This window comes from Dietzia sp. NPDC055340, from assembly GCF_053645335.1.
In genome coordinates this window covers 42,376-53,848 of record NZ_JBSHML010000018.1, presented here as the reverse complement: position 1 = coordinate 53,848, position 11,473 = coordinate 42,376, and the positions used below count along the sequence as shown (strand labels likewise).

11 protein-coding genes and 1 tRNA gene are annotated in these 11,473 nt (G+C 70.2%); 11 read left to right on the top strand and 1 reads right to left on the bottom strand.

Features of this window, described 5'->3' with window-relative positions; genetic code table 11:
- The first annotated feature begins 54 nt into the window (after positions 1-54).
- The 9 genes from hemB (at position 55) to ACWIFB_RS13520 (ending at position 8,341) form a co-directional block, all read left to right on the top strand.
- Positions 55-1,086, top strand: a complete 1,032-nt coding sequence (gene hemB / locus ACWIFB_RS13560; protein WP_454058531.1) for a porphobilinogen synthase — start codon at positions 55-57, stop codon at positions 1,084-1,086.
- Positions 1,083-1,703 carry a hypothetical protein gene (locus tag ACWIFB_RS13555; protein WP_452098414.1) on the top strand — a complete coding sequence of 207 codons (621 nt, stop codon included), beginning with the start codon at positions 1,083-1,085 and terminating at the stop codon, positions 1,701-1,703. Before hemB ends, ACWIFB_RS13555 begins: the two co-directional genes overlap by 4 nt.
- Complete coding sequence (locus ACWIFB_RS13550) at positions 1,690-2,211, top strand: hypothetical protein (RefSeq protein ID WP_452098415.1); 522 nt, start codon at positions 1,690-1,692, stop codon at positions 2,209-2,211. Before ACWIFB_RS13555 ends, ACWIFB_RS13550 begins: the two co-directional genes overlap by 14 nt.
- Entirely contained in the window at positions 2,208-2,450 is a 243-nt protein-coding gene (locus ACWIFB_RS13545) for a hypothetical protein (protein ID WP_454058530.1), read from the top strand. Before ACWIFB_RS13550 ends, ACWIFB_RS13545 begins: the two co-directional genes overlap by 4 nt.
- A gap of 250 nt (positions 2,451-2,700) precedes the next feature.
- Positions 2,701-4,551: an alpha/beta fold hydrolase gene (locus ACWIFB_RS13540; protein WP_454058529.1), complete on the top strand. Its 1,851-nt coding sequence runs from the start codon at positions 2,701-2,703 to the stop codon at positions 4,549-4,551.
- A gap of 96 nt (positions 4,552-4,647) precedes the next feature.
- A complete protein-coding gene (gene hemL, locus ACWIFB_RS13535) occupies positions 4,648-5,958 on the top strand; it encodes a glutamate-1-semialdehyde 2,1-aminomutase (RefSeq protein WP_454058545.1) in 1,311 nt (436 codons plus the stop codon).
- Positions 5,955-6,863 (top strand): histidine phosphatase family protein, encoded by a 909-nt coding sequence (locus ACWIFB_RS13530; RefSeq protein WP_454058528.1) that lies wholly within the window; start codon positions 5,955-5,957, stop codon positions 6,861-6,863. Before hemL ends, ACWIFB_RS13530 begins: the two co-directional genes overlap by 4 nt.
- 9 nt (positions 6,864-6,872) lie before the next feature.
- On the top strand, positions 6,873-7,484 hold the full coding sequence (locus ACWIFB_RS13525) for a TlpA family protein disulfide reductase (protein WP_344995079.1): 612 nt from the start codon (positions 6,873-6,875) through the stop codon (positions 7,482-7,484).
- Positions 7,481-8,341 (top strand): cytochrome c biogenesis CcdA family protein, encoded by an 861-nt coding sequence (locus tag ACWIFB_RS13520; RefSeq protein WP_454058527.1) that lies wholly within the window; start codon positions 7,481-7,483, stop codon positions 8,339-8,341. Before ACWIFB_RS13525 ends, ACWIFB_RS13520 begins: the two co-directional genes overlap by 4 nt.
- Before the next feature lie 83 nt (positions 8,342-8,424).
- Here ACWIFB_RS13520 and ACWIFB_RS13515 read toward each other — a convergent pair.
- Positions 8,425-8,497: transfer RNA gene (locus tag ACWIFB_RS13515), tRNA-Gly, on the bottom strand.
- A gap of 293 nt (positions 8,498-8,790) precedes the next feature.
- Between ACWIFB_RS13515 and resB the strand changes: the two genes are divergently transcribed.
- Both resB and ccsB read left to right on the top strand, forming a co-directional pair.
- A complete protein-coding gene (gene resB / locus ACWIFB_RS13510) occupies positions 8,791-10,470 on the top strand; it encodes a cytochrome c biogenesis protein ResB (protein ID WP_452098420.1) in 1,680 nt (559 codons plus the stop codon).
- On the top strand, positions 10,467-11,471 hold the full coding sequence (gene ccsB / locus ACWIFB_RS13505; protein WP_454058526.1) for a c-type cytochrome biogenesis protein CcsB: 1,005 nt from the start codon (positions 10,467-10,469) through the stop codon (positions 11,469-11,471). The genes resB and ccsB overlap by 4 nt, the downstream gene beginning before the upstream one ends.
- Positions 11,472-11,473 lie beyond the last annotated feature (2 nt).

The window sequence follows — 11,473 nt, the reverse complement described above, 5'->3', positions numbered from 1 at the left end:
GCTGGCGCCGTCGCGCGCCGCCGTCGGGTGGTGGACTTTCGTAGAGTGGAGAGCGTGATCGAATTGCCGCAGAACCCTGCCGCCCCCGTAGTCCGACCGCGACGCCTCCGGAGCACTCCTGCGATGCGTCGACTCGTGGGGGAGACCACGCTGGAGGCCCGGCAGCTGGTGTTGCCGGTGTTCGTCGCCGACGGGATCGACGCCCCGCGCGACATCACGTCGCTGCCCGGGGTCGTCCAGCACACCGTCGACTCGATCCGGCGCGAGGCCCTCGCCGCCGCCGAGGCCGGGCTCGGCGGGATCATGCTCTTCGGGGTACCGCGGGACGAGGACAAGGACGCCCGCGGAAGCTGTGGGGTCGCCCCTGACGGCATCCTCAACCGGGCGTTGGCGGCGGTCCGCGAGGAGGTCGGTGACGACCTCGTGGTGATGGCGGACACGTGCCTCGACGAGTTCACCGACCACGGGCATTGCGGCGTGATCGGTACCGGCGCCCGCGGCGAGGTGGTGGTGGACAACGACGCCACGCTGACCGCTTACAACGAGTTGGCGGTCGCCCAGGCGGCGGCCGGGGCCCACGTCGTGGGGCCCAGCGGGATGATGGACGGGCAGATCGCGTCCATCCGCGCGGCTCTCGACGGCCAGGGCCATCACGACGTCGCGGTGCTCGCCTACAGTGCCAAGTACGCCAGCGCGTTCTACGGCCCGTTCCGCGAGGCGGTCGGCTCGTCCCTGCAGGGTGACCGCAAGACGTATCAGCAGGACCCAGGTAACCTGCGCGAGTCCTCGCGAGAGGTGCGGCTGGATCTGGACGAGGGGGCCGACATGGTGATGGTCAAGCCGGCCATGTCGTATCTCGACGTCCTCCGCCAGACCGCGGAGATCTCCGACGTCCCGGTCGCGGCCTATCAGGTCTCCGGTGAGTACGCGATGATCTCGGCCGCGGCCGAGCGGGGCTGGATCGACCACGATCCGGCGGTCATGGAATCGCTCCTGTCCATCCGCCGTGCCGGTGCCGACATCGTGTTGACGTACTGGGCGCTGCTCGCCGCGAAGCTGCTGACCGAAGGCCGTGGTCGGCGGTGACCTCCAGCGGACCGTGGCGGCCGCCGGCCCCCGACGACACCGGCGGGGCCGGCCCCGTAGCCGGGTCCGGCGGGGAGGCCGAGCTCGACCGGCCCTCGCCCCCGCCCCCCGAGGAGATCCGCGCGGCCTGGGGCCTGTGGCTGGCCGCGGCGGTGTTCGCGTTGGCGGGCATGTTGCTCAACGCGGCGACCGCGCGGCTCACGGATCTGCCCGTCGCCACCCAGGGCGCCTTCCGCGACGCCGTGGATAACGCGGGCACGACCGACATCTCCATCGATTCGCTGTTCCAGCTCGCGCTGGCCGTCGGTGCGGTGTTCGCGCTGCTGGCCGCCGCGCTGACGGTGTGGCTGGCATTCCGGCTCCGGGCGGGCAGGGGCTGGGCCCGCACCATGCTCAACCTCATCGCGATCTTTCTCGTGATCGATGCGGTGTCCGTCGTCATCGGCGTGTTCGGTGGCGTGGCCGGCGCGGGTGACCGTGACGAGGTCGTGAGCTTCGTCGTCGTCGCCCTCCAGATCCTCGCGGGGCTGTGCGCCGCCACCGCGGTCTGGCGCCAGCACACCGCGGAGGCGCTCGCGTACACCAAGGGCGACAGGGGGACCCGTGTCGGCAAGTGAACCGGCCCGGATCCGGCCGGGCGCCGAGCCCGAGGGGCCCGTCCTGTACGCCGAGGACGGCTGGAGCTGGGCCTGGATCCTGGCGGCCCCGCTGTTCTGCACCGCGGCCGGGTTGTTCGAGTGGCTCACCGATGCGCCGGTGCACTGGCTGATGCTGACCATCTGCGCGATCGCGTCCGCGCTGTGCCACGGGGTCATGATCGCCGCCACGCGCGTGCACGGACGCGTCCGGCTCACCCCCACCGCCTACTACCAGGGCACCGAGGAACTCGACCTGGCCCACGTCGAGCAGGTACTCCCCCCTGCCGGCGCGGGCCCTGACGAGGCGTCCTGGCAGACCGCCCGCACGCTCGGTGAGCTACGCGAGGTCCCGCGGCGACGCGGGGCCGTGGGGCTGCGTCTGGACACCGGCGCCGAGGTCCGCGCATGGTGCCGCCGTCCCGCCGCGTTGCGTGCGGCTCTGGTCGACGCCGTCGGGGCCGCCGATGCGTCGTCGGGCCCGGCATGAGGGCTCGGCGTCACGTCGTCGTGGCGACTGTCGCGGCGGCCCTGGCCGTGCTCCTGTGGTGGCTGTCGCGGGGGTCGATCGAGGTCGTTCCGCCCGCCATCGACCCGCCCGTGGACGGCACCGTCGTCCGCACGGTCACGGACACCCGGTTGCTGCTTGCCGCCACCGTGTCAGCCGGTCTGGCGATGGTGTTCGCGACGCTGTCGATCCTGAGTGCCACCTCACGTCTCCGAGGCTGATATATCCACTTCTGCCTGGGGTTTCGTGGCGGATCAGCGTGTCACGGTAACGATCGGATGACGGTTCGCTGAGTGCTTGCCCGGCGATTCCACGTGGTGCGCACCACACGCTACTGTTGGGAAAGTTCGGACGTATGTGGCCATGGTGAAAGCCTGCGGCGAGGCGTCCGATTCTCGGGAAGACACCTACAGCACATGGAATTGGGGATCGGTGCAGCCATCTAGCACTTTCGTTGGCACCACCGCGGTCGTGGGAGCGATCGCACTGCTGGGATCGGGAGTGGCCGCAGCCGCCCCGGTGGAGTGGCAGGAATGTACTGAGATGCTCGGCGTGGAGTCCGAATACCTCCCCGCCGGGATGGAGTGCGGGACCGTCGAGGTGCCCGTCGACTACGGCGACCCGGCCGGCGCCACAACCAAGGTCGCGCTGACCCGGATCAAGGCCTCCTCGGGACAGGCCAGGTCCACCGTGTTCGGCAACCCGGGCGGGCCGGGAAACTACGCGCTCAACTTCTGGAACCCGCCGCTGGACGGCTCCGCGCCGGCCGGGCTGTACGAGAACCACGACCTGGTGGCGGTCCAGCCCCGCGGCATGTTCGGCTCCAACCCGATGGTCTGTGAGGTCGAGTACGTCGGCCCGAACTCCGCCAACCCGCTGCACGACGCGTGCTTCGGCACCGACCCGGCGTACATGAAGTCCATGACCACCGAGAACGCCGCGCGCGACACCAATGCGGTGCGCGAGGCGCTCGAGCTCGCCGAGATCGACTACCTGGGCGTGTCCTACGGCACCGCGATCGGCACCGACTACGCGACGCTGTTCCCCGAGCACACCGGGAAGATGGTGCTCGACTCCAACACCCACCCCGACTGGCGCTGGTCCGAGCAGGCGCAGCAGGGCGCGTTCGCGCAGGAGAAGCGGATCAACGACATCTTCGGGTGGATCGCCGAGCGGGACGAGTACTACGGGCTCGGTGACACCCCCCTGAAGGTGTTCCACTCCTGGAAGTGGGTGACCGACCAGGAGGTGGGCGGCCCCGCCAACCTGACGCCCCCGCCGGCCGAGACCCGTGACCTGCCGGTCGAGCTGCGCGGAACGGTGCTCGAGCAGCCGGCCATCGACGTGGTCAACACGACCGCGCCGGGCCGCGCCCGCGTCGAGGGCTTCGCCCGCGCAGCCGCGCTGCAGGGCCTGACCAACAACGCCACCACCGGTCTCTACGACGCCACCGTGGGCGCCACCTACAACGAGCAGGCGTGGCCGATGCTGGCCCACATCCTGAAGTACTACAACGACGGCGGCCAGATCGCCCGGGTCGACTACGAGACCGTCGGCCTCATGCTCGCGGCGCAGGAGAACCGCTCGCCGGTCTACCGCACCGACATCGAGATGAACGCGATCATCACCTGCAACGAGACGGCCGCCCCGGCCGACCAGCTGGGGGTGACGGCGGCCAAGATCGACAAGGCCACCGGAGGCAGCCGACTCGCGACGCGCGCCGCGGTCGAGGCCGCCGGCGACGACTGTGTGGGCTGGGATCCCGTCGCCCGCACGATCGACCCCAGCGGAGACGAGCTGGACGTGAAGCCTCTCGTCCTGCACTCCGAGGACGACGCCGTGACCCCGATCGCCGGGGCCCACCGCGTCGCCGACGCCATGGGCGGCACGCTGGTGACCGTCGGGGGCGGCGACCACGCCGTGTTCCGGACCGGTAACGAGGCCGTCGACCGGATCGTCATGGAGTTCCTCGAGACCGGACAGGCCACCCCCGGCCACGTGCCGGGCAAGCCGTCGCCGGACCCGCTGCCCAAGTGGGACGCGGCCGACCGCGCCTCCGCCGCCCAGGAGGGCATGGGGGCCCCGGTCGAGGGCGCCGACGACTGGTACGGCACGCACCGCGACGCCGCGACCGCGCCGGTCACCGGATCCGTCGAGGCCGCACCGGTGAACGCGGCCCCCGCGCCGGTGATCCCCGCTCCGGCCCCGCTGCCCACCCCGCAGGAGGTGCACGCGCAGGCGCAGAAGGCGCTGCAGGACGTGGCCGGTCAGATCGACGCGGCGGCCAAGTCGCTGTTCACCCCGCCGGCGCCGCCGGCATAGCCGCAGGCCACGCACCGCGGGGGAGAGCTCGTCGGGCGTCTCTGAGACACTGGAGGGGTGACGAACCCGAGTGATGCCCTCCCGACCCCGACCGGCCTGTCAGGCACCACGCGATCGGCCGAGCTCTTCGCGGAGGCCCGAGAGCTGATCCCCGGTGGGGTCAACTCCCCGGTCCGCGCCTTCAACTCCGTCGGCGGAACCCCGCGTTTCATGCGTGAAGCGCGGGGTTCTCGCATGACGGACGTCGACGGCAACAGCTATATCGATCTCGTGTGCTCGTGGGGGCCGATGATCCACGGCCACGCCCACCCGGAGATCGTCGGCGCCGTCCGGTCCGCGGCCTCCCGCGGCCTCAGCTTCGGGACCCCCACCGAGGGTGAGGTCGATCTGGCGCGCGAGATCATCGCCCGCACGTCCGTGGAGGAGGTGCGACTGGTCAACTCGGGCACCGAGGCCACCATGAGCGCGGTACGCCTGGCCCGCGGCTTCACCGGCCGGGCCAAGGTCATCAAGTTCTCCGGCTGCTACCACGGCCACGTCGACGCGCTGCTCGCCGACGCCGGCTCCGGGGTGGCCACGTTCTCCCTGCCGGACTCGCCCGGCGTCACCGGGGCCAGCGCCCACGACACGATCGTGCTGCCGTACAACGACGTCGACGCGGTGCGCCTGGCGTTCGCCAACCACGGCGACCAGATCGCCTGCGTGATCACCGAGGCCGCCGCCGGCAACATGGGCACGGTCCCGCCACTGCCCGGGTTCAACGAGGAACTGCGCAGCCTCTGCTCGGCAGGCGGCGCGCTGCTCATCATGGATGAGGTCATGACCGGCTTCCGTGCCGGTGACCGCGGCTGGTGGGGGATCGACGGCGTGGCCGGCGACCTGACCACCTTCGGAAAGGTCATGTCCGGAGGCCTGCCCGCGGCCGCCTTCGGTGGTCGCGCCGACGTCATGGCGGCCCTCGCCCCGGCCGGGCCCGTCTACCAGGCCGGGACCCTGTCCGGAAACCCCGTCGCAGTGGCCGCCGGCCTCACCTCACTGCGTCTGGCCGACCACTCCTGCTACTACACGCTGCAGACCAACGCCGACCGGCTCGAGGCGCTGATCAGCAATGCGCTGCACGCGGCGGGCGTGGCCCACACCATCCAGCGTGCCGGCACCATGCTCAGCACCTTTTTCACCGAGGACCAGGTCACCGACTACGCCGGCGCCAAGGCCGCCGAGTCGTTCCGGTACGCACCGTTCTTCAACACCCTCCTCGATCGTGGGATCTACGCGCCGCCGAGCGCGTTCGAGACCTGGTTCGTCTCCACCGCGCTCACCGACGACGACTTCCAGCACATTGCCGATGCGCTGCCGGTCGCCGCCGAGGCAGCAGCCGCCGCCACCGCCCCGGACAACGCCCGATGAGCGGGAACAAGCGAGGCCTGCGCGCGAGGTTCGCAGTCCCGGCGACGGGCCCCACGTCACTGCCGATCCCCCTGCGGGGTGATCACCCCGCCCCCGCCGACGCGCCGCCGTCGCTGGCCGGGCCCGGTGCCGCGGCCGACGCCGGTGACGCCCACGTGTCGACCGAGGCCGAGGGATCCGAGGCCTATGGCGCCGAGCCGGGGACGATCGCCGCGCCGGGTGAGCCGCGCTCGTCGTCGTCGACCTCACGTGACGCCTCGGCCCGTGGTCCCGAGACACAGACGATCGTCCACCTCGTGCGCCACGGTGAGGTACACAACCCTGACGGCGTCCTGTACGGGCGGCTACCCGGCTTCCGGCTGTCCGAGCTGGGCCGGAGCCAGGCGGAGACCGTGGGGCGGGTGCTCGGTTCCGGGCACGACATCGTCTCGATCGTCGCCTCGCCGCTGCAGCGCGCGCAGGAGACCGCGGCCCCGCTCGCCGAGCGGCTCGGGCTTCCGGTGGGGATCGACGAGGACATCATCGAGGCGGACAACCGGTTCGAGGGAAACAAGGTCGGCGGGCGCGGCGGGGCGCTACGTGACCCCCAGTACTGGCCGATCCTGTTGAACCCGATGCAGCCGTCGTGGGGCGAGCCGTACCTGCAGATCGCGCACCGGATGATCGGGGCCGTGTACTCGGCCCTCGACGTGGCGCGCGGACACGAGGCGGTCCTGGTCAGTCACCAGCTGCCCGTCTACACCACCCGTCGTTTTCTCGAGGGCCGCCGACTGTGGCACGATCCGCGCAAGCGGCAGTGTTCGCTGGCGTCCATCACCTCGTTGGTGTTCGAGGGCACCACACTGCGCGACATCGTCTACTCGGAGCCGGCGGGTGCGTCCGACCCGTCCCAGACCGGAGCCTGAACGGAAACCATGCGTAAGACCCGAACCGCGCTCGGTGCGTTGATGCTGACAGGTGTGCTGGTCACCAGTGGCTGCGCCACCGGGGACGACGCCGTGGTGGCCGGTCCTGAGACCTTCGAGTTCGTCAGCCCCGACGGCAAGCTCGAGATCCTCTACGACCCGCCGGCCGAGCGTAAGCCCGTCGCCGAGATCGCCGGCCCGGACCTGCTCGACCCGGACACCACGCTCAACCTGCAGCAGGACCACGCCGGGGAGGTCGTGGTGCTCAACACCTGGGGCCAGTGGTGTGGCCCGTGCCGGGCCGAGGTCGACGACCTGCAACGCATCCAGGACGAGTTCGGCGCCCGGGGCGCGACGGTGTTCGGCATCAATCTGCGGGACCCCAACCGGCAGAAGCCCGTCGACTTCGTGTCGGACAACGGAGTCACCTACCCGTCGATCTGGGACCCCAGCAACGCCGCCGTCGCCGCGCTGCGCGGATTCCCCACCTCGGTCGTGCCCACCACAATTCTGCTCGACAAGCAGCACCGCGTGGCCGCCGTGTACCTGGTCGAGATCACCGACGACAAGCTCAACAGCGCCATCGAGCGGCTCCTGGCCGAGGAGGTCGAGCCGGCGTGAGTCCGGACGTGATCGTGCTCGCCCAGAGCGTGGGGGAGACGTTCCAGCAGACGGTCGCCGGCGGGCCGATCCTGCTGGCGCTGGGAGCCTGCGTGCTCGCCGGGCTCGTCTCGTTCGCCTCGCCCTGCGTGGTTCCACTCGTGCCCGGCTACCTGGCGTACCTGGCCAGCGTCGTGGGCGCCGAGCGGCCGCCGGCCACCGCGGCTGCCGCGGAACGGCAACGCGCGGCCAACGCGACACTGACCGTGGAGGAACGCCGAACCCGGAAGGCGTCGCGAGCCCGCGTCGTGGGGGCGTCGTTGCTGTTCGTGGGCGGTTTCACCGTGGTGTTCGTCCTGCTCAGCGCCATGGTGCTGGGAACCGTGCAGTACCTCGCACCGCAGCAGGAACTGCTGCAGCGCCTCGGCGGCGTGGTGACCATCCTCATGGGACTGGTCTTCATCGGGCTGGTCCCCACACTGCAGCGTGATACCCGGATGCAGCCCAGGTCGCTGTCGACGTGGCTCGGCGCCCCCTTGCTCGGCGCCGTGTTCGCGCTCGGATGGACCCCGTGCCTCGGACCGACCCTGGCCGCCGCGCTGTCCGTGGCCGCCGGGACCGGAGTCGACGCCGCCCGCGGCGTGCTGCTGATCGTGGCCTACTGCCTCGGGCTCGGCCTGCCGTTCGTCGTGGTGGCCTTCGGCTCCACCTGGGCGATGCGCACCGTCGGCTGGCTGCAGAAGCACACCCGCGGCATCCAGGTGTTCGGCGGAGTGATGTTGATCGTCGTGGGCCTGCTGCTGCTGACCGGCGCATGGGCGCTGTTCATCGACTGGCTGCGCGACTTCGCCATCTCGGACACCACGCTGCCCATCTAGCCTGCGCGCGCGAACCTGCGAAGCCCACAAATGAGTGATGTCCCGGACCATCGGTGAACGACGATCCGGGACATCACATTCTGAGCGGATGACGGGATTCGAACCCGCGACCCTCACCTTGGCAAGGTGATGCGCTACCAGCTGCGCCACATCCGCATGGGACCTCGGGCCCGTGAGCGCCCGTGTCCTTGCGAGAAAGAACAATAGACCATTCCCCGGAGCGCCCGCAGGCGGGGTGCCCCGAAGAGGTTCTCGGGCGCCGATACCGGCCCCTCGCCGCGCGTCGATCTCCGCCTCGGGAGACCCCCGTCATAGTCGGGGTCACCGGCTGTACCCTGCCAGGTTTCGCTCAGGTTCCCCCGACTAGCCTGGGACCGACCGGCGTCGAACCGGCTGTGGCGCACCCAGCCGCAGCAGCCTCGACGCACCGCGACACGCAGATGGACCCCATGCCCAGAACAGCCGCCGTCACAGCCTTCTTCCGTAACGCATGGCGCACCCTCACGGCGATGCGCACGGCCCTCATCCTGTTGTTCCTGCTGGCGGTGGCCGCCATCCCCGGCGCACTCCTGCCGCAGCGCAGCCTCAACGAGGGCAATGTCGTCGAGTACATCGAAGAGAACGGCTGGATCGGCGAGCTCTACGACAAACTGCAGCTGTTCGACGTGTTCGGCAGCTGGTGGTTCACCGCCATCTACGTCCTGCTGTTCGTCTCGCTGGTCGGCTGCCTGACGCCGCGCTGTATCGACCTGGTCAAGCAGCTGCGCACGCCGCCACCGCTCACGCCCCGCAATCTCGGTCGGCTGCCGCACCACGCCGCGTACCGCACCACCGCCACGCCGGAGGAGGCGGCGGGCCAGGTGCAGCGCGCGCTGCGTGGCTGGCGGGTGCGACGCAACGACGGCGACGGCCGCGTCCCCGGCACCATCGAGCTGTCCTCCGAGCGCGGTTACACGCGCGAGGTCGGCAACATCGTCTTCCACTTCGCCCTGCTCGCCCTGCTGATCATGTTCGCGGCTGGCAAGTTCGTGTACGCCGAGGGCATGCGGGTACTCATCGCCAACGAGGAGTCGCCGGCGTTCTGCAACACCACGCCGAGCGCGTACGATTCGTTCCGCGCCGGCCTGCTCGTCGACGGCACAGACCTCGAGCAGTTCTGCATCAAGATCGAGGACTTCCGCGCCGACTACCTGTCCAACGGCCAGGCCGAGATGTTCACCTCGAACGTGCGCTTCACCGAGGACGTGGCCACCACCTCCCCGGACACGTGGGAACACTACGAGATGGCGGTCAACCACCCGCTGCGCATCGGCTCGACCCGCGTCTACCTGCAGGGACACGGCTTCGCGCCCACGTTCACGGTGACGTTCCCCAACGGCGAGACCCGCACCGACACCCAGCACTGGCAGCCGACGGAGCTGCAGACGTTCCTGTCCTCGGGAATCATGCGCTTCGATCCGCCGGCCGGCATGTACCCGGACCTGGTCGAGCGGCGTGGGCAGCAGATCGCCGTGCAGGGCCTGTTCGCGCCGACCGCGCAGTTCGACGGCACCCTGCTCAGCTCCCGCTTCCCGCGCATGGACGACCCGGCGGTGGCGATCGACGTCTACCGCGGCGACGCCGGCCTGGACACCGGCCGCCCGCAGTCGATCTTCTCGCTGGAGCCGGACCTCATCGAGTCGGGATTGCTCAACCGCGAGGCGCGCGTCAACCTGCGGCCGGGCGAGTCCACGACGCTCGCCGACGGCACCGAGGTCCGGTTCGACGGCGCCGAGGAGTTCATCAACATCCAGGTCTCCGAGGACCCCACACAGATCTGGGTGGGAGTGTTCGCCGCGGTCATGATGGGCGGCCTGGTGTTGAGCCTGATGGTGCGGCGCCGGCGAATCTGGGCCCGGGTGAGTATCGACGACGACAACGTCACCCGCGTCGACCTGGGGGGCCTGGCCCGGACGGACCGATCGGGCTGGGGCTCGGAATTCGATGCACTCCGGGACCGGCTGGTCGCTGAATCCACTGTCACACCCGTGTTGCCCGGTGACGGCTTGCCTGATCCGGCGGAGCCGGGACACACTTCAACCAGTCGCGGCGATGCCGACGACACCGTGCGGAAGGACGACACCCGGTGAATACCTTGATTCTCGCTCAGGGGCTGCCTGTCAACGAGACCCTGTCCACGTACTCGGATCTGGCGTTCCGGACGGCGTTCGGCATCTACGTACTGGCGCTGATCGCATCGCTGGTCTACTACGGGGGGTTCCGCGTAGCCAAGGTCTCGGAGAAGGAGCTCGTAGCGGCCGGCGGCACCGGGCTCACCGAGTCCACCTCGCTCAGCTCCACCGGAATCGCCGACGATGAGCGGGCCGCCGCCGGGAACCGGCGCTGGGCCCGGATCGCGCAGCTGTTCATCACCATAGGATTCGTCTTCTCGGTGGCGTCGCTGATCCTGCGAGGACTCGCAACCGACCGGTTCCCGCTCGGCAACATGTACGAGTTCATCCTCGGCACGTCGATTCTCGGGGTGGGCGCCGGGCTGGTGTTCCTGCGCAAGCCCGCGATGCAGACGGCATGGCCGTACCTGCTGCTCCCGGTGCTGGTGCTCATGTTCTTCGGCGGGACGCACCTGTACTCCGAGGCCGCACCCGTGGTGCCGGCGCTGCGCTCGTACTGGCTGCCGATCCATGTGTCGATCATCTCGCTGGGTGCGGGGATCCTGCTCGTCCCGGGTGTCGTGTCGATCATGTACCTCATCCGCGTGTGGCAGCCGCAGGGCCAGGAGAACGGCTGGGCTGCCGGGTTGGCCCGCCCCCTGCCGGCGGCGGAGACCCTCGACCGGCTGGCCTACCGCGTCACCGTGATCGGCTTCCCCGTCTTCGGCGTGGGCATCCTGCTGGGCGCGGTGTGGGCCGAGAGCGCGTGGGGCCGGTTCTGGGGCTGGGACCCCAAGGAGACGGTGTCGTTCATCTCGTGGGTGTTGTACGCCGGCTACCTGCACGCTCGCGCCACCTCCGGCTGGGGCCCGAAGAAGGCGGCGTGGATCAACATCGCCGGATTCGTGGTGCTGGTGTTCAACCTGTTCTTCATCAACATCGTGGTCTCCGGTCTGCACTCGTACGCGGGCCTGAACTGACA

Bases quoted from the DNA above. Each gene is read 5' to 3' on its own strand.
- ACWIFB_RS13545 (WP_454058530.1), top strand. From the start codon at position 2,208: ATGAGGGCTCGGCGTCACGTCGTCGTGGCGACTGTCGCGGCGGCCCTG.
- ACWIFB_RS13530 (WP_454058528.1), top strand. From the start codon at position 5,955: ATGAGCGGGAACAAGCGAGGCCTGCGCGCGAGGTTCGCAGTCCCGGCG.
- ACWIFB_RS13525 (WP_344995079.1), top strand. From the start codon at position 6,873: ATGCGTAAGACCCGAACCGCGCTCGGTGCGTTGATGCTGACAGGTGTG.
- resB (WP_452098420.1), top strand. From the start codon at position 8,791: ATGCCCAGAACAGCCGCCGTCACAGCCTTCTTCCGTAACGCATGGCGC.